Genomic DNA, 23,601 nt, shown 5'->3' on the forward strand with positions numbered 1-23,601 from the left:
AAATTCTCCTCCTTTTTACCCTTTCTATTGCCGGGCTTTTACTTTGTCCCATTCACGGTCAAGTTTTTTCAGGAATGGTTTTTCTTCCTTTTGAATCAGAAAGCCTTGCAAAAGGTTGGCGATCGGGATGCCCGCCGGGAAGAAATGTTCTGGGAACCCCGTGATCTGCTGTTTCTTAAAATAAGGATTCAAGTTGGCAAGCGCAGGATCGTCCTGGTATACACCTTTGACAGCTGAAAAGCTGTTCTGCTCTTTCATGTACATTTTTGTGTTCTCCGGTTTAAGCAGAAAGTTAATAAACATGAGTGATTCTTTTTTATGCGGATTATCTTTGGACATGGTCAATACGGTGTCTACTCCGGAAACCAATTTGTTCTTTGCAGGATCGTTGGTCGCAGGCAGCGGGAACGTTCCGATGTCAATATTCTTGTTGAGTGATTTAATAGATGAAATGGCCCAGTTTCCCTGCAGGTACATAAACGACTCCCCGTTGGCGAATGCCTTATTCCCTGAGTTGTAGTCCCTGCCGAAATTATCTTTGTGGCCATATTTCAGGAGAGTGAGCATCTTTTCTGACGCTTCACCGTACCGTTTCTGAAACGTTGTCCGATCAGCATCCCTTTCTTTGAAGAAGTTCTCCCCCTGCGTGTTGGCTATTAGTGAATTGAACGGCACCATCGCCGTCCATGCATCCTTTAAAGTAAGATAAAAGGGAACCTGTCCCTCCTTTTTAATCTTTTGCGCCGTGCTGATCAGCTCGTCCCATGTTTGCGGCACCTGAAGCCCAAGTTTCCTGAACTTGGCTTTGTTGTACAGCACCATATTGGCATTGGTCGCGAATGGAATTCCATTCACTTCATTTTTTTTGCCAGCCAGCTGATTCAATGCCTGAACATAGTTTGGAATAACCTTGTCCACGGCCGGGTCTTTCGTGAAGTTATAAAACACATCTGCTTCAGCAATATCCCCGTATGTCGCATTTCCGCCGATCCCAAGAATATCAGGAACGTCTTCTTTTACCAGCCTTGTTCTCAAAACGGTTTCAGAGTCTGGGACGTTATTCTGTTCAATATCAATATTGGGATGTTCTTTTTCAAACTTGGCGATCAGCTTATCAAAAGTACCCACAGCTTCCGATTTGTTTTGAAAAAATTCAAGATGAATTTTTCCATCGTCTGATTCTTTGCCGGAACAGCCTGAAAGGAGCGAGACTGAAAGAGAAAAAGCACTTACCATCACCATCATTTTCTTCATCTAATTTCACCTCATTTTTTAAGTAAACGTTTACGTAAAACCTTTAAAATAAAGAGTAAACCTTCGTTTACTCTGTTGTTTATTTACGAATGGATTTTACCGTTTCTCTTTCTGCTATTTTATGGGGCATGATCATGCTTTCCGTTTTTCCCTCTTCCAATTCCAGAAGCATGCGTACAGAGTTTTTCCCCATTTCATAGAGCGGCTGTCCTACTGTAGTCAAAGGCGGGATGGCCATTTCTGCCACTTTCGTATTATCATAGCCGATCAGTGAGATCTCATCTGGGACACGGATGGACATGCGGTATAAATAAGATAAAGCACCTGCAGCCATCTCATCACTTGAACAAAAAATAGCGGTGAGATCCTTGTTCTGTTCCAGAAGTTCTTCAGCAGCTGCAATGCCGCTGTCAAAACCAAAGTCACCATAGACGACCTTCTTTGTTTCAAATGCAATGTTCTGTTCTTTTAGTGCCTTTTTGTAGCCTTCAATCCTCGGTAAGGTGGCAATCGTATCTCCTTTTGTTCCGGCGATCATCCCTATGGAACGGTGTCCCCTTTCGAGAAGATAGGTCACCCCATCAAAAACGGCCTTCTCATCATCCACTTTAATGAACGGAATGTCGTATGGAGACTTGGTCGATACGAGCACGATTGGAAGTTTCATAGCTGTAATGGCGTTATAGTACTCATCCTTAAAAAATTCACTGATAAAAATGATACCGTCCACCTGTTTTTCCCGCAGTGCCTGCAAATATTTCATTGTTCGAATTCCGTCTTTATCCGTATTGCAGACCATTACGCTGTAATCAAGATCATGAGCCATATCTTCTATGCCGCTTAACACGACGGAAGCGAAGGTGTCCGAAACAGCCGGCAGCAGCACACCCAGCGTCTTTGTCTTTTTATTGATTAAACCTCTTGCGATCGCATTGGGCTGATACCCCATTTCCGCGATAACCTGAAGCACCTTTTCCTTTGTTTTCTCTGAGTAGCCTGGAAGATTGTTCAGGATTCTGGAAACCGTAGCAACCGAGACGTTAGCCTTTTTTGCCACATCTTTAATCGTATAAGACATTTACAGCCTTCTTTCTACGTAAACGTTTTCGTAAACTTATTACAATTACTATACCACCTCATGAAAGCACTTTCAATGCTGAAAACGGAAAAAGAAAATCTCCTTGCAAAAAGCAAAAAAAAAAACAGCCCTTTTACAGAGCGCTTTTTCCGAGTACCCGCCATATCCTGCATCCTTCCCGATATATAGAGCATGCTTCAGACTCTATTTCTTTCATTTTAAAGGCTGTTTTCAGTTCCTGAAGTCTATAGAGTCCGCTGATAAAGGAGCTAATCCGGTTTTCATAGACCTTTATCATCTCTCTGTTTCGAAATAAACGGCACCCTTCTGCAGCCATCGTGGCATCCCTTTTTAGTTGAACACACCAGATCAGCAGGGCAGATATATAATCGTCATACGTCATCATTCTTTCTGCTGATCCGGATCAGGCAGGTTTTGAATCGGGGCATAGGTCTTTTCATAGGATGTTTTTGTTTTCCATTTTTCTTTTACCTCAATATTGGGAGGCAGCATATATTCTGCTGTTTCTTTCTGTTCGCCAAACATGAGCTGATAATAATATTTACACATCTCTGCATGGTATTGATAGTGCTGGTAGTAGTAATCCATTTTATTCTGAGGGTTATGACCATGGCTCATTCTCTGCTGATGGCTCCTTTCATGAGATTTAACCGTTTAATTCCTGGTTTCCTTGCAGTTTTCCTTTGTATTGTATGTCCAAACAGGCGCTGTTTGCTTATGCCAATGCCTACTAAGCCATTATTCTTTTATGTGCAGATACCATGCACAGCATAAACAGAGCCAGGCCGCTCCGGCTAACAGACCGCCGAAAATATCTGTCGGATAGTGGACTCCAAGATAAATCATACTGAGTCCAACCAGCAGTACCAGTCCAATTGTTAACGAAAGCAGCTTTTTTGCCAAATGAGCGCCTTCCCCCTGGAATTTTCTCCACAATAAAAAGCTGATGCTTCCGTAAAGAGCAAGGGCCAGCATGGTATGTCTGCTCGGATAGCCGAACCCATTTTCTGTAATAAGAATAGGAACAGAAGGCCGGGGCCGGTGAAAATAGGTTTTTAGCCATCCGTTCAAAATAAAAGCCCCTGCCGCTGTAGAAAAGAGAAACAAGCATTCATTGAACTTTTTAAACAACGTAAGATACAGCCCCATGACAGTAATCATCGGGAAGATGAACTTCCTATACCCCAGCTGCTGAATAAATAAAAAGAATGACGTCCATTTGGGTGTGCGTAACGATAAGACTGCAGCCATCGTCCACCGGTCGAACTCTTTTAGCAGATGTGTATGAATAAAGACGGAAAAAACAAGAAAGGCCCCGCAAAAAACCAGCGCGAAAAGAAGAAAATAAAAAGGCTTCGAGCAGCCTCTTGCAATAGCTTGCCTTCTCACCCCATCCTCCCCTTTACCATTTCATGAAACAAATGAAATGATGACTCAAGAGTTTCTGGATGAAACTGTGTAAACAGGCTTTCCTTAGGCTGATCGTGAACAAGGATGCCCAGAAGTTTAAAATAAGTTGATTCTGAAGGTGTTTGGCTCCCGAAATGGCGATAGCACCAGCTTTCAACTCTCCTCGGAAAAGCAAGAAAGGAGAATAAAAACTTCCATTCATTAAACGAGAGAGACTGGACGGAATGTTCCTGATATCCTTTAATAAACCGGTGGATCACTGCAGGATTCCAATTGTAGGACGGTGCATAATAATGGATGAACGATGCCAGATCATAAGGCCGTTCGGCAAAAACCAAAGATTCCACATCAATGAAATAAATCTTTTGATCCCCATCCAGCAGGATGTTCCTTTGATGAAGACTGCCGTGGCATAGCGCTCCTTTCACTTCTCCATGCTCTTCTTCAAGGCGGTGGATATAAGAATAGGCCAGCCTGCATCTGGTTTCAAGCACATCCAGCATCCACGGCTCGAAGGTCCATTCCGGGACAGGCTTATATTCTGTCTTCCATTTTTGAATATCCTGATAAACACCAATCAGTTTATGGACCCGGCTGCCGTACTCCATCCGGGAGCTGTCCGGCGGGGGTACAGCCCCATCAGCTGCATGGTGAAAATGAGCGAGTGTTGCCCCTATCCTCTCACACAATGAAAGGTCAGCAAACAGGATATCCCTTCCCTTCGCCCACTCTTCCATATAGTACAGTTCATTCCCATGTTCAAAATATACCTGTCCATTATGACAAGGCAGGACGCTCGGAATAAAAGAAAAATGGTTTTGTTTCATCCACTCTATACAATGGGCGACAAACGGCAGATCATTGAGTTCATTGGCATTCTTAAAACCAAAGATCCCTTGATCTGTATGCACCTTTGGAATGGCGAGTACGCGCTCAATGGACTGAACCGTCAATCCATAGTGAGTGTAGATCAGGGATGACAGCACAGCATCAGATAAAAAGACTTTCTGACCCCGATCCTGTTTCATCACTCCCGCCTCCCTTCTTCCTAAAGATCTGCTTATTTTACATCTATCGTTTCATCATATGAACAAAAGGAAGCCTGCATTCACCCAAATAAAAAAAGCATCAGGAGGATATCCTGATGCAACTTTTTTATGAAGCTTTAGATAGTGTTTCTGCATGCCCTTTTTTCTTGGCTAATCCAATTCCTGTGTACCCGTAAAACAGGGTAAACAGCGGTGACAAGTACAGTAAAAAGGCGAACGGGATGTAATCAAGAGCAGATACTCCGAGGGTAGCTGCAAAAAAGGCACCGCTCACACTCCACGGAATGAGAGGATTGATCAGTGTACCCGCATCCTCCATCGTTCTTGTAAGATTTATTAACGGGACTCCGTTTTTTTCATAATGCTTTTTAAAGGCCTGCCCCGGCAGAATGATAGAAAGATACATTTCCCCTGTCAAAAGGTTCACTCCCAGCCCTGACGCAGCCGTTGCTGCAATCAGATGGCCTGTTTTCTTAAGCGAGTTTTCAAATGAACGAATCATGATATCGATAATTCCTAGTTCCTGAAGAAGTCCGCCTAGTGACAGGGCGATGATGATCAGTGAAACCGACCACATCATCGGGATAAGACCGCCCTTGTTTACAATCGCATCAACCGCATCGCTTCCTGTCTTCATATTCAATCCATTTTCCAGCGCATTGATCATATGAGCGATCGTAAAGGCCGGATTGAGGAAGAGGGTCGTGAGGACAGCCGTCACCACTCCTGTAAGCAGCGTTGGAATGATCGGCATCTTTCGGAACGCCATCACCATTACGATTAACGGTGAAATAAGCGTGAACGGTGTAATGGTAAAGTGTTCACCCAACGTCTTTTTCATTTCAGCCAACTGTGCAATCGACGTTCCTGACGGCTGATGGCCGGCAAAGAAAAAGATGACTGCTGTAATGATTAGTGCAGGTACAGTGGTCCACATCATATGGCGAATGTGTTCAAATAAATTGACACCTACCGTACCCGAAGCCAGATTAGTGGAATCAGACAGCGGTGACATCTTATCTCCAAAACACGCACCACACACGATTGCTCCGGCAGCTAAGCCAGGATTCACGTTCAGCACATGAGCAATTCCCATGAGAGCTACTCCTACCGTACTAGCGGTCGTAAAACTGCTGCCCGTAAACGTTGATACCAATATGGTAATAAACAAAGCACTCAGCGCGAACCATTCGGGCTGAATGATATTCATGCCGTAAAATAAAAGCGTTGGAACGGATCCGCTCATCATCCAGCTTGCGATAACAAAGCTGATCATGATCAGAAGCAGCAGCGGCTGTATGCCGCTTACTACTCCTGAGATGAGCCCCTTCTCAATCGTTTTCCAATCTGTTCCCCAGAACACGGCAAAAATACCGGTAAGTATAACACAGAAAAATAACGGAATATGGGGTTCTACCTTAAGAACGACAAGGCTTGTAAACATTGTTGCTACAATTAATAAAAATAACAGGATGACTCCTGAAGGTTTGATTTTACTGTTCATGCTTGACCTCTCCCTGATGCAATACTCTTTTGTTTTACTTAAATACTTAAACGCTTTTATGCGTTGAAGCATTGTTGTACAATAACCAATAGTAATGGACTTTCTTTATTCTGTCAACCGAAAAACAATAATTGGAAAATGAAAACAAAAGGCTGTGGCAGCGTTATATCGCACGAAGAAAATGTGAAATTCATTTTCGAGGAGTCTCGCACCTTGCACTCCAATCAATTGATCAATGAAGTTTCTATACATAAATGTCCCCAAAGCAACAACCTTTTAGAAAAGAGCCAAACAAAAAAACAGCATCCCTGTGGAGATGCTGTTTTTCATTATATAGCTTTACGCTGCAGTGCTGCTGTTTTTTCTCTTTTCTTAATGACCAAGTAATAATACAGGTAACAGCCAATAAAGAAAGGAACACCTAAATAAAGAGCGAGACGCTGTGCAGGATCAAAGGCCATACTGATCAAAACACCAAGGTTCAGCGTAGTGGCGAAAAGCGGAAGGATTGGAAACAACGGTACCTTAAACTTCAAATCCTCAACCTTTCCTCCGTCACGGATGAACTTTCTTCTAAAGGCGAACTGTGAAGCGGTAATGGCAATCCAGCCCACTTGCGCACCCAAACCTGCCAATGACAGAAGCCATTCAAACACTGTTTTTTCCGCTTTAAATGCAGACAATAATGAAAGCAAGGCAACGCCAATTGTGATATACAGCGCGTTCATCGGAATACCGCGTTTGTTTACTCTTCCCAGAGCCGGACTGGCCATTCCTTCTTTTGAAAGCGAGTAGAGCATACGAGTTGCCGCATACAAACCTGAGTTGGCAACAGACAGCAGCGCGGTTAAGATAACGAAGTTCATAATATCCGCAGCATACGGGATGCCGATGCTGTCAAAGACCACGACAAACGGGCTTTCCACTTTTCCTGCTTTAGACATTGGCATTAATGCGGCAAGCACACCAATCGCAAGAACAAAAAAGAAAAGTGTTCTCCAAACCGTTTGACGAATGGAACGTGGAATGGTTTTTTCAGGATTTTCACTTTCTCCAGAAGCTATTCCAATCAGCTCGGTTCCCTGGAAAGAGAAGTTAACAGCAATCATGGTGACAAACAGAGCACTGAATCCATTCGGAAACCATCCCGCTGAAACAAAATTTGTGAAGCCTGGAGCTGAGCTGGCGCCTTTCATATCAACCAGACCAAAAATCACCGCTCCGCCAAGTATAATAAATAAAATAATGGCAAGAACCTTTATGCTCGCAAACCAAAATTCTGATTCTCCGAAAGCTTTCGCAGAGAGTGCGTTCAAAGAAAATAATATACCTGCAAAAATTAAGCTCCACATCCAAAGTTCGGAATGAGGGAACCATCTCTGCATTAAAGCTGAAGCTGAGAAAAATTCCAGGGCTACGGTAACCGCCCATCCTAGCCAGTAGAGCCATCCGACGGCAAAACCTGTTCCAGGCCCGATAAATTTAGTCGTATATGTTTGGAAAGAACCGGATACAGGCATAGCAACTGAAAGCTCACCAAGACAGAGCATCGTCAAGTACATGATAAATCCGCCAACGAGATAAGAAATCACCGCGCCTGCCGGACCGGCATCATGAATGGTCATCCCCGAACCGAGAAAGAATCCGGTTCCGATTACACCACCCAGGGAGATCATAAATAAATGCCGTGCTTTCATGCCTCGCTTGAGACCTTGATCATTTTGATTCGTAATCATCTGTTCACCTCTGTTGTTGTTATGTATGCGTTTTCATTAAGTATTCATAATTTTATCATTTTTTGTCGAAGAAGCCAAAAACAATTTTTTCTAATTTTTTTGATAACTCAATAGATAGTCATTCAACGCTTTCCCAATAAGCGCCAGGGCTTGTCTTCCTTCTGCTTCACTCGGTAAATTTTTCGTTAGAACCGCTGCAAACAGCTTTTCTCTCTTAAACGTGAAAATGCCTGCGTCGTGCTCTACTCCGTCCAATTCTCCGGTTTTATTCGCGATGGTTATCTTTTCTTCATCCATATAGGCGGGAAGCTTATAGCGAAACTGCTGATTTTGAAGAATATGAAGTATGGTTTGGCTGCTCTTGTCCTTTAACCTGCCTCCCCTGTCAATCTCCTTCAGCTGAAGAATAACATCTCTTGCGGAAGTATAGTTGTTCTTTCCTTGCTTAACAGCTTCGAAATCCATCAGCTTGCGTTGGAGCACTGTCTGGCTGCAGCCCAATTCAGCCAGGAGATCATTAATTCTCTCCATGCCTGTTTTTTCAATCATAATGTTGGCTGCCATGTTATCAGAAACAGTGATCATCAACGTGAGTATATCTGCTACAGTAACAGCTGATTCATCAGAAAAAAGCTGGAGAACCCCGGCACCGCCAACCCTTACCTCCTGTTTTAATGAAATACGGGAAGCGAGATCGATTTGACCTGCTTCTGTCTGCCGAAAGGCTTCAATTAAAATGGGTATCTTGATAAGGCTTGCGGCTGGGAATACCTCATCTGCCTGAAACTCAATGTGGCCATCCTCCGTTTCAATCCAGTAAGCATAATCTCCATTTTGGCCGCTAATAATGTCGTTTACCCTGTTATTCAGTTCATTTAACTTCATTACGTGCTCCTTTCTAGTACGTGCATTGCATTTTATCTGTATTTTGCAGAAATCGGATCGTATTTCATTGAGATTGGATTGTATTTCTTTGAGATTGGATCGTATTTTCACGAGATCGGCGCGTATTCTTTCAGATCCGATGGCAACTCCTTAAAGATTATTCTCCACCACTACCACTAGGCTTCTTTTTTAGGGCAAAGAACTCCTTCTCGGACAAAGAAAAAGAGCGCTACCATTAAGCGCTCCTTCATTATTTCTGCTGATCGTCCTGTCCTTCGCTTTGACCCATATCATTTTCGTCGTTGTCTTCGTTGAAGTTGATCATATACGCGCAGGCATCTGAGCAGTCACCGAACGCCACAACCGCCCCTACCGATTTGGTATTGGCTGTATGGCTGTTCTGGACGGTACTTCCAATATCGATGTTTCCATTTTGAGTCACACCATTTGTGATGATTTTTCCTATTCTGAAAGAAAAACGCAAATCTGTTCCATCCTTTTCGCTCTTTACCTACAGTGTATGGCTTGAACAAAAAGCTGATTGGACAGACTCCCTCTTTCGGTAAAAACAGGCGGGTGAACGTTAAGGCTGGGCAGTGACTGGAGCGGACGGGTTCGCTACCTGGCCTTGGTCGGAGACATCCGGATCGATGTTGCTGTTCACCATGAATCCGGTAGAAGGAGAAAAGTCTCCAAGAGAGATCGTAGAACCAACTGACTTTGTATTGGCTGTATGGCTGTTATGGACGGTCGGGCCGATATCGATATTACCGTTCATGGTCACACCATTCGTTTTGATATTAAAAATATTAAACAAATATGGCATGAAGTGACCCCCCTTCTTCTTTTATTGCTCCATTTCATTAAGGCTGGTTTGCAACCGAAGTATCTGCATTTCCGTATTCATTTTGATCATTAACATCCGGATCAAAGACCATGTTTTTCATCATGGCTTCTGCTGGTGAATGATCTCCTACAGAACTATTGTCGCCTGTAGATTTTGTATTTGCTGTATGGCTATTATGAAAGGTTGATCCCAGATTCAATGAACTGTTGCTCGCCAGACTATTTATCTTCAGATAGTAAATATTAACCATGCACCCCATTGCTATCTCCACCTTTAAAAGTGTTAGTGTAGTGTATGATAAATGTCCCTTAAAGGTGAAAAACGGGAATCAGGCTATTGCGGCTGCTCCTTTCCACTTTTCCACCATGTCTCCCCGAGCAACAGTACCTTAAGCCTGTGATCTTTCAGTTCTTTTCTTCCCCATTCTTTATGCAAACGCTCCAAGGCTTCAGGCCCTGTATCATCCGCCAGCCTGTAAGCTCCGTAATGCATTGGAATACAGTAGGCTCCCTTTGTTTCCTGAAAAGCTTTCACAGCATCTTCAGGATTAATATGCGATATTTTCATAAACCACTCCGGTTCATAAGCCCCTATCGGCATAAGAACGGTATCGAGTTCAAATTGATCTCCAATCTCCTTAAAGCCTCTGAAATACCCGGTATCTCCTGCAAAACCTGTCTTCATGTCTTGAATGACCCATCCTCCCCAGTGAGAAGTATTCATATCAAATGCCGTCCTCCTGGTCCAATGCTGAGCAGGGACGAACGTGAGCGACAGCCCCTTTTCAGTAAATTTATCCCACCAATTGGCTTCGAATACCTTCTCATATCCTTTTTTCTGAAACATTGATTTCAAACCTGCTGGCACGTAAAAGGAAATATCTCCTGTCAGATTTTTAATACTTGGAAAGTCAAGGTGGTCGTAGTGGCCATGGGAGATGAGGACGAGATCGATCTCTGGCAGGTGGCTGATGGGAATTCCGGGATCAGTCAGCCGCTTTTGCAGCCCCATCTTTTTTGCCCAGACAGGATCGGTCAGAATATTGCATCCGCCCATCTGAATGAGAAAAGTAGAATGGCCGATCCATGTGATGGAATGATGCTGCCGGTTTTCTTTTAATCTGCTGATCTCCTTTTTCGGGCTTTGCGGAATCTGCTGAGCTAAATCTTTTTTGTTGCCGCGCCTTTCTCTTCTCCACCGCAGCAAATCTTTAAATGTATGTGTGTTTTGTATCCCGTCAAGGTTGGTATACTTATTCTTCATTTATAGGAGTCCCCCTGTGATAAAAACTCAACCATTTTTTTCATTTGAAAAAGCTATTGAAATCTTCCAACAATTATTGTAAGGTATAGAGAATTAATTTTATAGCGATTTGGTTTCTTATCCAGAGAGGTTAAGGGAATGGCCCGTTGACACCTCAGCAACCTTCAGCTCTGCAGCTGAAAAGGTGCTAAGTCCAACAAGTTCGAATCGAACTTGGAAGATAAGAAGAATGACCTCGAACTTTCAAAGTCTTCTTCTTTAAGAAGGCTTTTTTTATTTTATTGGGCCGCTGGAAGATACCGAACTAACGGGAGGACCGCATAATGGGATTATTGAAAGATCTTGAAGACAAAATCTTGATTGCCGATGGGGCAATGGGAACACTTCTCTACTCGTATGGAACGGATTGCTGTTTTGAGCAGCTGAATCTGACGCACCCTGATCAGATTCAGTCCATCCACCAGGCTTACATACAGGCCGGTGCAGATGTCATTCAGACCAATACGTACAGCGCCAACTATATTAAACTGCAAAGATATGGATTGGAGGAGCAAGTCAAAGAGCTGAATAGTGCGGCTGTAAGACTTGCAAAAAAAGCAGCTGCCAATGAAGCGTATGTACTGGGAACCATCGGAGGAATCCGTGGAACGGGCCCAAGCTCACTTACGATTGAAGAAATAAAGAGAAGCTTTAGGGAACAGCTCTACTGTCTTCTGTTGGAAGGAGTGGATGGCCTTCTTCTTGAGACCTTTTACGATTTGGAAGAATTGGAAACCGTTCTTGAAATTGCACGCAGCCAGACCAGCATTCCGATCATCTCGCAGATTTCTTTGCAGGAAGTCGGTATTCTAAACGACAGAACACCCATCAATACAGCGATTAGACGCCTTGAAGATTTAGGAGCGGATGTCGTAGGGCTGAATTGCCGTCTTGGGCCCTTTCATATGATCAAGACACTTGAGGAAGTGGAAATTCCCAAGCATGCCTATCTTTCCTCTTATCCGAATGCAAGTCTTCCTTCCTATTTGGACGGAAAATTTCAGTATGAAGGGGATGCGGAGTATTTCAAGAACAGTGCTTCACTTTTCAGAAACCAAGGCATCCGCCTGCTCGGAGGCTGCTGCGGAACAACTCCTGCTCATATTGAGGCTTTCGCTGAAGAGCTTCATGGACTGAAGCCTGTTACCGAAAAGGAAGTCAGACAGCGCCCAGAGCCTATTGCCGTTGTTGAAACGAGGCAGCAACCTGGGATTTCCCTGCCTGATATTCTAAAAGAAAGGCGATCGGTCATTGTTGAGCTTGATCCTCCCCGCAAGCTTGATACCTCCCGTTTTTTTGAAGGAGCAAAGGCATTGAAAGAAGCCGGGGCAGATGCCATTACGCTTGCAGACAACTCGTTGGCATCACCAAGAATCTGCAATACCTCCCTATCTTCTTTGGCTAAGGCACGGACTGGAGTCCAGCCGATCGTTCATCTCGCTTGCCGAGACCGGAATATTATCGGTCTGCAGTCTCATCTCATGGGGCTGCATACACTCGGACTTCACGATATTTTGGCAATTACCGGGGATCCGGCAAAGGTAGGCGATTTTCCGGGAGCTTCAAGCGTCTATGATGTTACCTCCATAGAACTGATCAAAATGATCAAACAGTTTAACGAAGGGGTTTCACTTTCCGGAAAAGACTTGGGACAAAAAACGCAATTTACCGTCGGTGCCGCCTTTAATCCAAATGTGAAGTCACTGGAAAGAGCGGTTCAGAGGGCAGAGAAAAAAATAGAAAGCGGCGCGGACTACTTTATCAGCCAGCCGGTGTACTCTGAAGAGAAACTGCTGGAGTTCCACGAAGCTGTAAAAGATCTGCCGGTTCCTTTCTACGTTGGGATTATGCCGCTCACCTCAAGCCGCAATGCTGACTTTCTTCATTATGAGGTGCCGGGCATCAAACTGACAGACGACGTGCGTGACCGTATGGCGAAGTTTAAAGACGACCCAGTTTCCGCAGCAAGGGAAGGCCTTGCCATCTCAAAATCTCTGATAGATGCCGCTTCTGAACTGTTTAATGGCCTCTATCTGATCACTCCATTCATGCGATATGAATTGACGGCTGAACTGACGGAGTATGCCTACGAAATTGACCGCAAAAAAACAAGGAGGATTCAGAATGTCTAATCAAACCCTTCAACAACAGCTTAAGAATAAAATACTGATCATGGACGGGGCAATGGGCACCATCCTCCAGCAAGCCAATCTGACTGCCGAAGACTTTGGCGGCGAAGACCTGGACGGCTGCAATGAAAACCTGAACTTTACCCGTCCTGATGTAATTCTGGATGTCCATTTGCAATATTTAGAAGCAGGTGCTGATATCGTTGAAACCAATACGTTCGGGGCCACTGATATTGTGCTCGACGAATACGGCCTCGGCTATAAAGCATATGAAACGAACAAAATAGCAGCAGAGATCGCGCGGGAAGCTGCCGATAAGGTCTCCACTCCTGATTGGCCCCGCTTCGTTGCCGGATCAATGGGACCAACAACAAAAACGTTGAGCGTTACAGGAGGCGCAACATTTGAAGGGCTGACCTCTTCCTATGAAGAACAGGCAAAAGGCCTTCTGGACGGCGGGGTTGATTTGCTTCTCCTCGAGACCAGCCAGGATATGCTCAATGTTAAAGCAGGTTTTATCGGCATTAAACGGGCGTTTAAATCAGCCGGAAAGGAAGTCCCGCTCATGGTGTCAGGCACGATTGAGCCGATGGGTACGACACTGGCCGGCCAATCGATTGAAGCCTTTTACATCTCGCTTGAGCACATGAAACCTTTGGCTGTAGGGCTCAACTGTGCAACGGGGCCGGAATTTATGACCGACCACATCCGCTCCTTATCCGCACTGTCTCTTTCAGCGGTAAGCTGTTATCCGAATGCCGGCCTTCCGGATGAAGACGGGAACTATCATGAAACACCAGAAACTCTCGCAAAGAAAATCAGCGCCTTTGCCGCAGAAGGCTGGCTCAACATCGCCGGCGGCTGCTGCGGCACGACACCAGACCATATAAGGGCCATCGCAGAAGCGTTAAAACCGCTGAAGCCGCGTACTGTCCCAGAAAGCCATTCCCATGCCGTGTCGGGGATTGAGCCGCTGATCTATGATGATCCATCCATGCGCCCATTGATGGTCGGCGAACGTACCAATGTTATCGGTTCACGAAAATTTAAGCGGCTGATCGCCGAAGGCAAGTTTGAAGAAGCGGCAGAGATCGCCCGCGCGCAAGTTAAGAAAGGCGCGCATGTCATAGATATCTGCCTTGCGGATCCTGACCGTGAAGAGCTTCAGGATATGGAAAATTTTATTAAGGAAGCTGTAAAAAAAGTGAAAGTGCCTCTTGTTATTGATTCAACGGACGACGAGGTGCTGGAGATAGCCCTGAAATACTCGCAGGGAAAAGCCATTATCAACTCTATTAACCTAGAGGACGGCGAGGAGCGGTTTGAGAAAGTTGCCCCTATCATCTCCCGTTACGGAGCAGCCGTTGTTGTCGGTACGATCGATGAAAAAGGCATGGGGGTCACAACAGACCGAAAGCTCGAGATCGCCAAACGATCCTACGATCTGCTTGTGAACAAATACGGAATCTCTCCGAGCGATATTATTTTTGATCCTCTCGTCTTCCCTGTCGGAACAGGAGATGAACAATACATCGGTTCTGCCAATGCGACAGTGGAAAGTTTGAGAAAGCTGAAAGAAACACTTCCTGAATGCCAGACGATCCTTGGCATCAGCAACGTATCGTTCGGTCTCCCGCCGGTCGGCCGGGAAATCTTAAACGCGGTATATCTATATGCCTGTACACAGGCTGGGCTCGACTACGCGATCGTCAACACTGAAAAGCTGGAACGCTATGCTTCTATCCCAGAAAAGGAAGTAGAGATGGCAAAAGCCTTGCTGTTTGAGACGAACGACGAGAATCTGGCAGCCTTTACAGAGTTCTACCGAGGCAAGAAAAAGGAGGCAAAAACTCCGGTCTTGGAACTGCCTCTTGCTGAGCGCCTCGCCTTTTACGTGGTCGAAGGAACGAAAGAAGGACTCATTCCGGATCTTGACCTTGCTCTGGCACAGTATGATGCGCCTTTGGAAATTATAAATGGACCTCTTATGGCCGGGATGGAAGAAGTCGGCCGGCTCTTTAACGATAACCAGCTCATCGTAGCTGAAGTCCTCCAGAGCGCTGAGGTGATGAAGGCTGCCGTCGCCCACCTAGAGCCCCATATGGAGAGCAGCGGTGCGGTCAGCACGAAAGGTAAGGTCGTTTTGGCCACGGTTAAAGGGGACGTCCATGATATCGGCAAAAACCTTGTAGATATTATCCTTGGCAATAATGGATTTGAAGTGGTGGATCTCGGAATTAAAGTTACGCCGCAAGAACTGATTCAGGCCATTCAGAGGGAGAAGCCCGATGTGGTCGGCCTTTCAGGATTGCTTGTAAAATCTGCTCAGCAAATGGTGCTTACCGCTTCCGACCTGAGAGAGTCGGGTATTTCCGTCCCAATTCTTGTAGGAGGCGCCGCCTTGACCCGTAAGTTTACAGAAAACCGGATTGCTCAGGAATATCAGGGGACTGTGCTTTACGCCAAGGATGCGATGGACGGATTGAGCCTTGCAAACAAGCTTCAAAAAGGAGAAGTTTTTGAAAAGCCTGTGGCGAAAACACCTGCCGCACCTGTTACAGAAGCCACACCGTCCGGAGGAGGTACCGGCACCGCTGTTGCTGAGGCCGTCAGAGTTCGACCTTCCGTTAATCAGAGTTTAAAAGTATTTGTTCCAAAAGATACGGAACGCCATGTGTTTAAGTCTTTCCCGCTCTCTTCTGTAGTTCCGTACATTAATCTGCAGATGCTGCTCGGACACCATTTAGGAGTGAAAGGAAAGGTTTCACGGCTGCTCGCCGAGAAAGACGAACGGACACTGGAAATAAAAGGAATCGTCGATGAGCTGCTTCGGGAGAGCCAGGAGAAAAAACTAATCGATCCAGCAGCACTGTATCAGTTTTTCCCTTCACAGTCGGATGGGCAGAAACTTTATATTTATGATCCAAACGATACATCCCATATCATTGAGACGTTTGAGTTTCCACGCCAGACAAGAGAACCGAACCTCTGCTTGGCAGACTACGCCAAGCCCGTCGGCAGCGGCGAAATGGATTATGTCGGTTTTTTTGCGGTAACTGCTGGAAGCGGCATCCGCGAACGGGCACAGCAGCTTAAAGCCGAAGGCCGTTTCCTGGAAAGCTTTGCGCTTCAATCGCTTGCTCTTGAAACTGCGGAAGGATTGGCTGAACTCATTCACCGCCAGATGAGGGATAAATGGGGGTTCCCTGACCCTGTTACCCTTTCGATGCAGGATCGTTTTTCCGCGCGATACCAAGGCCAGCGCTTCTCGTTCGGTTATCCAGCATGCCCGGATCTTGAAGATCAAGCAAAGCTGTTCAAACTTCTTCAGCCTGAAGAAATCGGCATTCAGCTGACAGAAGGATTCATGATGGAGCCCGAAGCCTCCGTCACAGCTCTGGTTTTCTCCCACCCTGAAGCCCGCTACTTCAATGTGCTGGTTTAAAGGAATTTTTGCTTACGGGCGCATTCGGAAGAATTACGGGCGGATTCGGGGAAAATACGGGCGCGTTTCAGGATTTTACTGGCGCGTCCGCGAAATTTACTGGCGTATATCGTCATTTTTCGGGCGCCGGCAGGTTTCTACTCCAAAATAAAGAGACCGATCAAAAGTTTCTTATGCTTTTGATCGGTCTCTTTTATTATTTAATGTCACTGATTTGCATAATCTTAGTGGTGCCGGCTTGGGCATGTTCGCTTTGGAACTTCTCAATCGCCCCTGCCTTATCACCATTCGTAATGATAACTGGCGTAACGGTGCTTTTCGCTTTTTCCTTGACGAGATCAACATTAAACGAGATCAGCGGCTGTCCCGTTCTTACACGGTCTCCTTCTTTAACAAGAGACGTGAAGCCTTCCCCTTTCATCATGACCGTTTCAAGACCGATATGAATAAGAATCTCCATTCCTGATTTTGTTTTAATGCCGACAGCATGCTTGGTCGGGAACACCTGAAGGATTTCACCATCAACGGGAGACAACAGCTCACCGTCTTCCGGCAAAATCGCGATGCCATCACCCATCATTTTTTCAGAGAAAACAGGATCCGGCACATCTTCTAGGCCTATGATCTCCCCGTTTAATGGTGAAACAATGATTTCTTCTGTAGGCGCTTCATTTTCTTTTTTACCAAATAATTTTTTCAGCATGAGATCACCTTCTTCATTTAATTTGTTTGTTACATAGTAAAACATAGGTTGACCGTACGAGGCAAAGAAAATCTGTCTGCTGTTACTTTTCACTTTTTCAGGTCAGGTTAAACGAATATTATAGGAAATCATGAATTTTGTCTCGCTGGCAATCATTGTTATAATAGAATACATAGATGAAATTTAAAAGACAGGCATAAAAGGAGATTGGACAATGAGTAAGTTTAAAGCATTAACCATTGCCGGTTCTGACACAAGCGGCGGAGCTGGTATTCAGGCGGATTTAAAGACATTCCAGGAGCTCGGAGTTTACGGCATGACAGCCATCAATGTCGTTGTGGCCCAGGATCCTCACAGAGACTGGTACCATGAAGTATTTTTACTTCCTCTTGATTTGTTCAAAGCACAGCTTGAAACCGTTCTGGCAGGAATCGGAGTGGATGCTGTAAAAACCGGTATGCTTGCTTCTGTTGATGTTATTAAGGCCACTGCAGAAGCTATTGATAAATATGATATAAAAAATGTGGTCGTTGACCCAGTAATGGTATGTAAAGGGGCAGAACCGCTTCAGCCGGAACTCGCAGACACGCTTCAGAATGTTCTTGTACCGAAGGCCACCGTCGTCACTCCGAACCTTTTTGAAGCTGCCCAGCTTAGTGGAATGGCTCCGATTACAACTGTTGATCAAATGAAGGAAGCCGCTCAAAAGATCCAGTCTGCCGGCGCTAAATATGTCATTGTTAAAGGCGGCGGCAAGCTTGCTCACGAAAAAGCAGTCGACGTTTTGTTTGATGGCGATAATTTCGATATTCTTGAATCTGAACGAATCGATACTACCTATACACATGGAGCAGGCTGTACGTATTCTTCTGCAGTCGCTGCAGAATTAGCCAAGGGAAAATCAGTAAAAGCAGCGATCACCGTTGCAAAAGACTTTATTACAGAAGCAATCCGCAACTCGTTCCCGCTGAATCAATATGTCGGGCCGACCGACCACAGTGCATACCGCAACTCCAAAATTAAATAAACCATACAGAGAGCAGACATCATTTGTTTTGCTCTTTTTTTATTCATGAGATTTATCCTGAATAAAAACATCCTGAACTTGGGATTCTACTCACATACCATTTTAAGAAAAAGGTGGGTTAACCATGGGCAGAGACAACAGCCATAAACAGCCGGCACGTGATAAAAACAAAGCCAAACTTCCTCAAGTTCCGAAAAATGAAATCGTGCACGACAATCAGGAAGTGGAACTGGCAAAAGAACTGACTTCACACTATGAATTGAAATCACCTCCAGGCTTTGATCCGACAGAAGTGGTGCGTAAGGATGAAAAAAAGAAATAGAAAGCTGAAAGAGGGATTAAACTTTTTAATGCCTCTTTTTTATGCTTAGTATTTCGATCTCTTTGCTAAGCAGTTTATTTAACGCTTTGCCATCCTTAAAGTATAATGATTGAAATGAAGCTTTTTGAGGAGGGAAAACCTTGCAGCCGATCACACCAGAAACGGTTCAAAATGAGATTGATCAATTCTTGAACCGGGACGTTTATTTGCATTTGGAAACAACAAATGGAGCATACGCCTCTCATTTTAATCAGTCTTTTTTTTCAGTGGGCGCTTATATACGCAACGCGAAAATAAATTTTGAGCGCGGAGTGATTACGGGAGAAAAATCTCCTTATCGTGCAGGATTAAAAATTAACATCGGGTGGGTTTACGCTGAAGGTTTGACGCATTGGGAAGTCAACGAAGACGGACAGCTCCTGCTTGCAGGGCACGATGCAGAAGGTAAATTAGCCGTCGCTCTTCAGCTCAGCCCTCATCCGTTTGAATAGGAGGTAAACGTATGTCACACGAACATGTTTTAGTCGTTTTTCCACATCCTGATGATGAAGCTTTCGGCGTCTCAGGCACCATTGCGATGAATACAAAAAAGGGAGTCCCAGTCACCTATGTCTGCCTGACTCTTGGCGAGATGGGGCGAAATATGGGGAATCCACCGTTTGCCACCAGAGAATCCTTGCCAAAGATCAGAAAAAAAGAGCTGGAACAAGCCGCTAATGTCTTGAACATCGACGATTTAAGAATGTGGGGGCTGCGGGATAAAACGGTTGAGTTTGAAGATCCGAAAACGTTGGCCGCACGAATCGGAAACGTGATCGATGAACTGAAGCCTTCACTCATCATTACGTTTTATCCCGGCTATAGCGTCCATCCTGACCATGAAGCTACCGGGGCCGCTGTCATCCGAGCGGTTGAACAGCTTCCTGAAGATCAGCGGCCGGACGTTCATTGTGTCGCATTCTCGAATGATTGCTATGAAATGCTCGGTGAGCCCGATGTGATCAATGACGTGAGTTCCGTTTCCGATCAAAAGCTTGAAGCGATTAAAGCCCACCGTTCCCAAACCGAATGGATCATTGCCGCCATGGCGGAAGAAAACAAAGACAAAGTTCCAGAAGTGTTAAAACGAATCAACAGAGAACAGTTTTGGACCTATAAATTCTAAAAGAAAAAGGCTGACGCCAGAAAGACACTTTTACGTGTACTTCCTGGTCAGCTTTTTTTGTATTGAGTATATAAGTAAGCGTAGTGAATGAACGTACGAAGACGATGCCGCCCGATTATTTGCCTCAGGCGCCGAATTATTTGCTTTAGCCGCCAAATTATCTGTCTCAGCAGCCGCCAGAATGCGCATAAAGGACGTTATTTTAATGTGCAGATATCGCTTTTCGCAGCTGTGCCCACTCTTCTCGCAGCATCCCCATCTTAATGGAATCGTAATACGCGCCTTTCACAATTCTTGCCTTTCGAATTCGGCCTTCTTCTTTCATACCGGTTTTGGAGGCCAGGCGCATCATGCGTTCGTTTCCTGACCAGGTAGCAATGCCGACACGTTCCACATCAGATTGCTCGAAAATGTAATCGGTCCAGAGCCGGAAAGCTTCTGTACCGTATCCACCCGACCAATATTCTGAATCATAGATGACAATGCCGTTCTCTAGCCAGTTCGTATCCTGATCGACCCAGTACCAGCCTACTGTTCCTATCAATGCTCCGTTGACTTCAATCACAAGTTTATTCCTGATCTCGCTTGACTTTGCCGTTTCCAGCAGCGGTAAATGTTCTTTATAAAATTCCTCGTAGGTTTTCTCTTCTACGTCCTTATAAGGCCCGTTCCAGTTGAGATGCTCTCGGTCCTCTGCTTCATAATTCCAATAATAAAGGGTTGGAATATCGCTCTCCTCCAGATCTCTGAGAATGACCTTTTCGCCTGTTAACCTGATTTTCATATTTATACCATCCTATTTATCAAATTCCCAACTGTAAAATTCTACAAAACAGATGAAAAACCTCCCATAATTATGGAAGGCTTTTAAAACTTTTTATAAATTTTATCTTTATAGGCACCGAACACTGATGATCTGGTGAGGCTTCGCTTTTCCATCAAACTGTTGAAACGCAGCGATTTTTCATTCCACTTTTTCTTCAACTTTTCTTTTTCGCTGGGGTCCATACAGCAATCGATCAAATCCTGCAGCGTCATCATCTCTTTTTTGAGCTGTACTTCCTCTGGCAAAATGTTGGCGTTTTTTAAGATCTTATAGCCAATCCTCAATTCTGGAGGAACAGAGGACAGGTCTTCTAACTCCAGCGGCTTCCCTTTTCCCGGCAAATGATCGAAGTCTCCGTTATCAATCGCCTCTTTGATGCGCTGTTCCGCCATCAAAAATGCAAAATCCATAGGTAAAGGCTCCTTTCCTACGAGTGTTTAACCTATTTTCATTATACTACACAGTACTATCTCCTCCCCTCCCGCCATAGGATGAAGTAAGGAAATAAGAGGGGGCTTAGAACTGTGAAAACAAAAAGTGGACAAGTTACCGAAGAGATGGTTTCCCGCTTTCACGAGCTGAACCAGCAGGCAAAAGCGATCGATGCCGAGCTTTCAGAACTAAAGAAGAAATTTAACAGTCATTTTGATTATATGTGCGGCGAAAGTGAAAAAGGCGAAGTTTTGTATGGCAGTTATAAACTTCAGCGGCAGATCCGTAAATCAGAAAGTTTTCATACGGAAAAAACGGTTCAAAAACTCGAAGAACTCAACCTTCAGGACTGTATCATTATAACGAAGCAGCCTGACAAACAAAAGATTGAAGCGGCCATGACACTCGGCCTTATTCCTCAAGGTGAACTGGATGATTGCTTACTGCGGAAAATAACACCGGTCATTGTTGTAAAAGAAATGCCAAGCGTAAAATGAAAAGAGCCGGCTGGGCTCTTTTTATTTTGGCTCAAAAGCCTGTGCGACCGCCCATGCCTGATGCTCATGATGCAAAAGCTCCTGGGCTTCTGAAATAGGAATCCACTCCAGCTCGTGATCCTCTTCAATCGGATCGAGCTTCCATTCCGCCAGCTCCGCGAGATAAAAATAACTGTCAGCAATCATTGGGGTCTGGTCCTGCTGAGTGATGTAATATTTTTCTGCATTTCCTATGTACTTCTTGATGAGAATATCATGCCCCAACTCTTCAAGAGCTTCACGCTGCAAGCATTCTTCTAACGACTCTTCTCCTTCCATTCCGCCGCCTGCAAGAAAATAGCCCTTCGGCGTTTTCATCACGGCAAGCATTTCCCTCTGTTCATCAAAGATAATGGCATAGACGCCTTTTCTCCGTGTGTATTGCTTCCCAATTTCTTTCCTGCCGAAAAATGGTTTTGATCATTCATTCTCTCCTCGCTCCTTTTATTTAGTGCCAGGCACCTGAATGTAAAAAGCGGTGCCAGGCACCGTTCAAAGATGAATTTTAGTATAAATGAATAGTTTCATAGTTTTTTGGAAATGATAGTTTTAAATAAGCTTAAGGGGATGAGCGGATGAACATTTATGAATATACGGTGATGAATGTTGTGATGGCCTTTGAAGAGAAGGATTTAAATATTATAGATGAGCATTTAATGAAGATTGCCTATAAAGTAGCGGATGATTTTACGAAAGACCAGATCGATGTCTCTTTGATTACTTCCATTAAGATGGATATCATGCCAGGCATTATACACATTGAAGCCGGACCTCATGACTGGCAATTCGACCTGGATGGGAATTACATCGGCAACGGATTATTTAATGATGTCACTGTTGAACTTGTCGGTATGGTTTAAAACCTCGCCAAACAGAACATAATTTTTAGGTAACACCATTTTCAGCCAAAAGAAAGGAAGAACAACTATGTCTCGAGGTAAAGAGTTTGAACAGAAGAAAAAAGGACATCCCGGGAATTTTCCCGAAGGCAGCATGACCGCTAAGCAAGGAAAAGAAAAAGCAGAAGTCGATCCATATATCGTAACAAACGAGGCGTTTAAGAACCGAAAAGAAGAAGAGTAATTAAAAAAGCGAAAGCGGCCTGCTAAGGTCCGACAAGCGCTGGAACTAGACACCACTTCAATGCTCAACTTGAGAAAGCCGCTGGTACAGATACCGGCGGCTTTCTCTATGGGACCCGGCTCGATCGGCCGTTTGAAATAAATGAGTCTGATTTTGTCGTATGGGGTCGAACATAAACCGTTCGATAATAAAAGAAGGCTTTTCAATAATAAATCGGCTGTTTCGATAATAAAATCTGCTTTCCGATAATAAATTCTAAGTTTTCGATAATAAAAATCTGAAAGAGCGATTTTGCGGGTAAAAGAGCTAGTTTCTGCACCAAATTTCACTTACAAAAGTAATTGAAAAAGCTAAAATCCCCTTTTAACAAGCTGCCTAAGGAGCACAACTTGAAAATTTACTCAAAATCATTCATTTTCCTCTTAAAAAGTGCCTCTATGGCTGGTTGATTGTGTGATTTTCATTAAAAAAGAAGAAACACCTTCAAAAGGTGCTTACTTCTCATATGCAATCAACTTAAGGAAGCGGCTCGACGGCTACATTTCCTACCGTTACAGCCTCAGTATAGACATTGGTACTGCTTTGGCGCAAACGCAAATTTGCATTTCCTGTTGAACCTGAGTTTAATTGAACATTCATTACCTTCTGTCCGTTGCCGGATGCATCCGTGGTAATGGAAAAGTTGCTGCTGTATCCATAGGCAGAAAGGCCAGCTTCCATCCGCATTTTGGACCTTGGCAATCTATGTGCCTGATCGGTTATCCTTATTTGGAAAATACAGCTTGTCGGTAAAACTGCCTGATGATCAATAGAATAAGTAAATACATACTGAAATTTAATTATTTGT

At 44.5% G+C, this 23,601-nt stretch carries 27 protein-coding genes and 1 riboswitch; of the genes, 9 read left to right on the plus strand and 18 right to left on the minus strand.

What is annotated here, in order from left to right; translation table 11 throughout:
• Nucleotides 1-24: 24 nt before the first annotated feature.
• The 13 genes from M1K46_RS17795 to M1K46_RS17855 form a co-directional block, all read right to left on the minus strand.
• A complete protein-coding gene (locus M1K46_RS17795; RefSeq protein WP_256227073.1) occupies nucleotides 25-1,254 on the minus strand; it encodes an ABC transporter substrate-binding protein in 1,230 nt (409 codons plus the stop codon).
• Between the two features lie 79 nt (nucleotides 1,255-1,333).
• The gene (locus tag M1K46_RS17800) at nucleotides 1,334-2,332 is read right to left on the minus strand and encodes a LacI family DNA-binding transcriptional regulator (protein WP_256227074.1); all 999 of its coding nucleotides are present in this window, start codon (nucleotides 2,330-2,332) and stop codon (nucleotides 1,334-1,336) included.
• A 133-nt stretch (nucleotides 2,333-2,465) separates the two neighbouring features.
• A complete protein-coding gene (locus tag M1K46_RS17805) occupies nucleotides 2,466-2,735 on the minus strand; it encodes a hypothetical protein (RefSeq protein ID WP_256227076.1) in 270 nt (89 codons plus the stop codon).
• The gene (locus M1K46_RS17810) at nucleotides 2,735-2,971 is read right to left on the minus strand and encodes a hypothetical protein (protein ID WP_256227078.1); all 237 of its coding nucleotides are present in this window, start codon (nucleotides 2,969-2,971) and stop codon (nucleotides 2,735-2,737) included. The genes M1K46_RS17805 and M1K46_RS17810 overlap by 1 nt, the downstream gene beginning before the upstream one ends.
• A 120-nt stretch (nucleotides 2,972-3,091) precedes the next feature.
• Nucleotides 3,092-3,742: a phosphatase PAP2 family protein gene (locus M1K46_RS25750; RefSeq protein WP_256227079.1), complete on the minus strand. Its 651-nt coding sequence runs from the start codon at nucleotides 3,740-3,742 to the stop codon at nucleotides 3,092-3,094.
• Nucleotides 3,739-4,791, minus strand: coding sequence for a phosphotransferase (locus tag M1K46_RS17820; RefSeq protein ID WP_256227081.1), 1,053 nt, complete (start codon nucleotides 4,789-4,791; stop codon nucleotides 3,739-3,741). The genes M1K46_RS25750 and M1K46_RS17820 overlap by 4 nt, the downstream gene beginning before the upstream one ends.
• 127 nt (nucleotides 4,792-4,918) lie before the next feature.
• Complete coding sequence (gene nhaC, locus M1K46_RS17825; RefSeq protein ID WP_256227083.1) at nucleotides 4,919-6,316, minus strand: Na+/H+ antiporter NhaC; 1,398 nt, start codon at nucleotides 6,314-6,316, stop codon at nucleotides 4,919-4,921.
• Between the two features lie 329 nt (nucleotides 6,317-6,645).
• The gene (locus tag M1K46_RS17830) at nucleotides 6,646-8,052 is read right to left on the minus strand and encodes an amino acid permease (protein ID WP_053355721.1); all 1,407 of its coding nucleotides are present in this window, start codon (nucleotides 8,050-8,052) and stop codon (nucleotides 6,646-6,648) included.
• A 90-nt stretch (nucleotides 8,053-8,142) separates the two neighbouring features.
• On the minus strand, nucleotides 8,143-8,937 hold the full coding sequence (locus M1K46_RS17835; RefSeq protein WP_256227085.1) for a serine hydrolase: 795 nt from the start codon (nucleotides 8,935-8,937) through the stop codon (nucleotides 8,143-8,145).
• A 250-nt stretch (nucleotides 8,938-9,187) separates the two neighbouring features.
• Complete coding sequence (locus tag M1K46_RS17840; protein ID WP_053355723.1) at nucleotides 9,188-9,421, minus strand: spore germination protein; 234 nt, start codon at nucleotides 9,419-9,421, stop codon at nucleotides 9,188-9,190.
• Nucleotides 9,422-9,520: 99 nt separating this feature from the next.
• The gene (locus tag M1K46_RS17845; protein WP_256227086.1) at nucleotides 9,521-9,763 is read right to left on the minus strand and encodes a spore germination protein; all 243 of its coding nucleotides are present in this window, start codon (nucleotides 9,761-9,763) and stop codon (nucleotides 9,521-9,523) included.
• Between the two features lie 37 nt (nucleotides 9,764-9,800).
• A complete protein-coding gene (locus M1K46_RS17850) occupies nucleotides 9,801-10,043 on the minus strand; it encodes a spore germination protein (protein WP_053355725.1) in 243 nt (80 codons plus the stop codon).
• Nucleotides 10,044-10,117: 74 nt separating this feature from the next.
• Entirely contained in the window at nucleotides 10,118-11,047 is a 930-nt protein-coding gene (locus M1K46_RS17855; RefSeq protein WP_256227088.1) for an MBL fold metallo-hydrolase, read from the minus strand.
• A 114-nt stretch (nucleotides 11,048-11,161) separates the two neighbouring features.
• Nucleotides 11,162-11,274, plus strand: a riboswitch (SAM riboswitch).
• Between the two features lie 96 nt (nucleotides 11,275-11,370).
• On the opposite strand from M1K46_RS17855, the gene M1K46_RS17860 reads away from it, so the two are divergent.
• On the plus strand, nucleotides 11,371-13,218 hold the full coding sequence (locus M1K46_RS17860; protein WP_256227089.1) for a bifunctional homocysteine S-methyltransferase/methylenetetrahydrofolate reductase: 1,848 nt from the start codon (nucleotides 11,371-11,373) through the stop codon (nucleotides 13,216-13,218).
• Nucleotides 13,211-16,660, plus strand: a complete 3,450-nt coding sequence (gene metH, locus M1K46_RS17865; protein ID WP_256227091.1) for a methionine synthase — start codon at nucleotides 13,211-13,213, stop codon at nucleotides 16,658-16,660. The genes M1K46_RS17860 and metH overlap by 8 nt, the downstream gene beginning before the upstream one ends.
• Nucleotides 16,661-16,856: 196 nt before the next feature.
• Here the strand turns inward: metH and M1K46_RS17870 are convergent, their stop codons facing one another.
• On the minus strand, nucleotides 16,857-17,363 hold the full coding sequence (locus M1K46_RS17870) for a PTS sugar transporter subunit IIA (RefSeq protein WP_256227093.1): 507 nt from the start codon (nucleotides 17,361-17,363) through the stop codon (nucleotides 16,857-16,859).
• Between the two features lie 214 nt (nucleotides 17,364-17,577).
• Here M1K46_RS17870 and pdxK point away from each other — a divergent pair, with 214 nt between their 5' ends.
• The 4 genes from pdxK (at nucleotide 17,578) to bshB2 (ending at nucleotide 19,877) form a co-directional block, all read left to right on the plus strand.
• Nucleotides 17,578-18,390 carry a pyridoxine/pyridoxal/pyridoxamine kinase gene (gene pdxK / locus M1K46_RS17875; protein ID WP_256227094.1) on the plus strand — a complete coding sequence of 271 codons (813 nt, stop codon included), beginning with the start codon at nucleotides 17,578-17,580 and terminating at the stop codon, nucleotides 18,388-18,390.
• 124 nt (nucleotides 18,391-18,514) lie between these two features.
• Nucleotides 18,515-18,712 carry a YfhD family protein gene (locus tag M1K46_RS17880; RefSeq protein WP_256227096.1) on the plus strand — a complete coding sequence of 66 codons (198 nt, stop codon included), beginning with the start codon at nucleotides 18,515-18,517 and terminating at the stop codon, nucleotides 18,710-18,712.
• A 140-nt stretch (nucleotides 18,713-18,852) separates the two neighbouring features.
• On the plus strand, nucleotides 18,853-19,203 hold the full coding sequence (locus M1K46_RS17885) for a YojF family protein (protein ID WP_062238658.1): 351 nt from the start codon (nucleotides 18,853-18,855) through the stop codon (nucleotides 19,201-19,203).
• An 11-nt stretch (nucleotides 19,204-19,214) separates the two neighbouring features.
• The gene (bshB2, locus tag M1K46_RS17890) at nucleotides 19,215-19,877 is read left to right on the plus strand and encodes a bacillithiol biosynthesis deacetylase BshB2 (RefSeq protein ID WP_053355733.1); all 663 of its coding nucleotides are present in this window, start codon (nucleotides 19,215-19,217) and stop codon (nucleotides 19,875-19,877) included.
• Nucleotides 19,878-20,079: 202 nt separating this feature from the next.
• Here bshB2 and M1K46_RS17895 read toward each other — a convergent pair whose 3' ends face one another.
• Nucleotides 20,080-20,661, minus strand: a complete 582-nt coding sequence (locus tag M1K46_RS17895) for a GNAT family N-acetyltransferase (RefSeq protein ID WP_256227098.1) — start codon at nucleotides 20,659-20,661, stop codon at nucleotides 20,080-20,082.
• An 83-nt stretch (nucleotides 20,662-20,744) separates the two neighbouring features.
• Nucleotides 20,745-21,113, minus strand: a complete 369-nt coding sequence (locus M1K46_RS17900; protein WP_053355735.1) for a DUF1992 domain-containing protein — start codon at nucleotides 21,111-21,113, stop codon at nucleotides 20,745-20,747.
• 114 nt (nucleotides 21,114-21,227) lie between these two features.
• On the opposite strand from M1K46_RS17900, the gene M1K46_RS17905 reads away from it, so the two are divergent.
• Nucleotides 21,228-21,632, plus strand: a complete 405-nt coding sequence (locus tag M1K46_RS17905) for a hypothetical protein (RefSeq protein ID WP_082316040.1) — start codon at nucleotides 21,228-21,230, stop codon at nucleotides 21,630-21,632.
• 21 nt (nucleotides 21,633-21,653) lie between these two features.
• On the opposite strand, the gene M1K46_RS17910 is transcribed toward M1K46_RS17905, so the two are convergent.
• Nucleotides 21,654-22,064, minus strand: a complete 411-nt coding sequence (locus tag M1K46_RS17910) for an NUDIX domain-containing protein (RefSeq protein WP_256227171.1) — start codon at nucleotides 22,062-22,064, stop codon at nucleotides 21,654-21,656.
• Between the two features lie 182 nt (nucleotides 22,065-22,246).
• Between M1K46_RS17910 and M1K46_RS17915 the strand changes: the two genes are divergently transcribed.
• Both M1K46_RS17915 and M1K46_RS17920 read left to right on the plus strand, forming a co-directional pair.
• Nucleotides 22,247-22,531, plus strand: a complete 285-nt coding sequence (locus M1K46_RS17915; RefSeq protein WP_053355737.1) for a hypothetical protein — start codon at nucleotides 22,247-22,249, stop codon at nucleotides 22,529-22,531.
• Between the two features lie 67 nt (nucleotides 22,532-22,598).
• Nucleotides 22,599-22,754 carry a hypothetical protein gene (locus M1K46_RS17920; protein ID WP_175501932.1) on the plus strand — a complete coding sequence of 52 codons (156 nt, stop codon included), beginning with the start codon at nucleotides 22,599-22,601 and terminating at the stop codon, nucleotides 22,752-22,754.
• A 516-nt stretch (nucleotides 22,755-23,270) separates the two neighbouring features.
• On the opposite strand, the gene M1K46_RS17925 is transcribed toward M1K46_RS17920, so the two are convergent.
• Nucleotides 23,271-23,495, minus strand: a complete 225-nt coding sequence (locus M1K46_RS17925) for a hypothetical protein (RefSeq protein ID WP_256227107.1) — start codon at nucleotides 23,493-23,495, stop codon at nucleotides 23,271-23,273.
• Nucleotides 23,496-23,601 lie beyond the last annotated feature (106 nt).

Source organism: Fictibacillus sp. WQ 8-8, from assembly GCF_024494405.1.
In the GTDB taxonomy this organism is placed as follows: Bacteria; Bacillota; Bacilli; order Bacillales; family Fictibacillaceae; genus Fictibacillus_C; species Fictibacillus_C marinisediminis.

Excerpts from the sequence above, each read along its gene's own strand:
- M1K46_RS17795 (WP_256227073.1), bottom strand. The coding sequence starts at position 1,254 with ATGAAGAAAATGATGGTGATGGTAAGTGCTTTTTCTCTTTCAGTCTCG.
- M1K46_RS17800 (WP_256227074.1), bottom strand. The coding sequence starts at position 2,332 with ATGTCTTATACGATTAAAGATGTGGCAAAAAAGGCTAACGTCTCGGTT.
- M1K46_RS17805 (WP_256227076.1), bottom strand. The coding sequence starts at position 2,735 with ATGACGTATGACGATTATATATCTGCCCTGCTGATCTGGTGTGTTCAA.
- M1K46_RS17810 (WP_256227078.1), bottom strand. The coding sequence starts at position 2,971 with ATGAGCCATGGTCATAACCCTCAGAATAAAATGGATTACTACTACCAG.
- M1K46_RS17820 (WP_256227081.1), bottom strand. The coding sequence starts at position 4,791 with ATGAAACAGGATCGGGGTCAGAAAGTCTTTTTATCTGATGCTGTGCTG.
- nhaC (WP_256227083.1), bottom strand. The coding sequence starts at position 6,316 with ATGAACAGTAAAATCAAACCTTCAGGAGTCATCCTGTTATTTTTATTA.
- M1K46_RS17830 (WP_053355721.1), bottom strand. The coding sequence starts at position 8,052 with ATGATTACGAATCAAAATGATCAAGGTCTCAAGCGAGGCATGAAAGCA.
- M1K46_RS17835 (WP_256227085.1), bottom strand. The coding sequence starts at position 8,937 with ATGAAGTTAAATGAACTGAATAACAGGGTAAACGACATTATTAGCGGC.
- M1K46_RS17845 (WP_256227086.1), bottom strand. The coding sequence starts at position 9,763 with ATGCCATATTTGTTTAATATTTTTAATATCAAAACGAATGGTGTGACC.
- M1K46_RS17850 (WP_053355725.1), bottom strand. The coding sequence starts at position 10,043 with ATGGGGTGCATGGTTAATATTTACTATCTGAAGATAAATAGTCTGGCG.
- M1K46_RS17855 (WP_256227088.1), bottom strand. The coding sequence starts at position 11,047 with ATGAAGAATAAGTATACCAACCTTGACGGGATACAAAACACACATACA.
- M1K46_RS17860 (WP_256227089.1), top strand. The coding sequence starts at position 11,371 with ATGGGATTATTGAAAGATCTTGAAGACAAAATCTTGATTGCCGATGGG.
- metH (WP_256227091.1), top strand. The coding sequence starts at position 13,211 with ATGTCTAATCAAACCCTTCAACAACAGCTTAAGAATAAAATACTGATC.
- M1K46_RS17870 (WP_256227093.1), bottom strand. The coding sequence starts at position 17,363 with ATGCTGAAAAAATTATTTGGTAAAAAAGAAAATGAAGCGCCTACAGAA.
- pdxK (WP_256227094.1), top strand. The coding sequence starts at position 17,578 with ATGAGTAAGTTTAAAGCATTAACCATTGCCGGTTCTGACACAAGCGGC.
- M1K46_RS17880 (WP_256227096.1), top strand. The coding sequence starts at position 18,515 with ATGGGCAGAGACAACAGCCATAAACAGCCGGCACGTGATAAAAACAAA.
- bshB2 (WP_053355733.1), top strand. The coding sequence starts at position 19,215 with ATGTCACACGAACATGTTTTAGTCGTTTTTCCACATCCTGATGATGAA.
- M1K46_RS17895 (WP_256227098.1), bottom strand. The coding sequence starts at position 20,661 with ATGAAAATCAGGTTAACAGGCGAAAAGGTCATTCTCAGAGATCTGGAG.
- M1K46_RS17900 (WP_053355735.1), bottom strand. The coding sequence starts at position 21,113 with ATGGATTTTGCATTTTTGATGGCGGAACAGCGCATCAAAGAGGCGATT.
- M1K46_RS17915 (WP_053355737.1), top strand. The coding sequence starts at position 22,247 with ATGAACATTTATGAATATACGGTGATGAATGTTGTGATGGCCTTTGAA.
- M1K46_RS17920 (WP_175501932.1), top strand. The coding sequence starts at position 22,599 with ATGTCTCGAGGTAAAGAGTTTGAACAGAAGAAAAAAGGACATCCCGGG.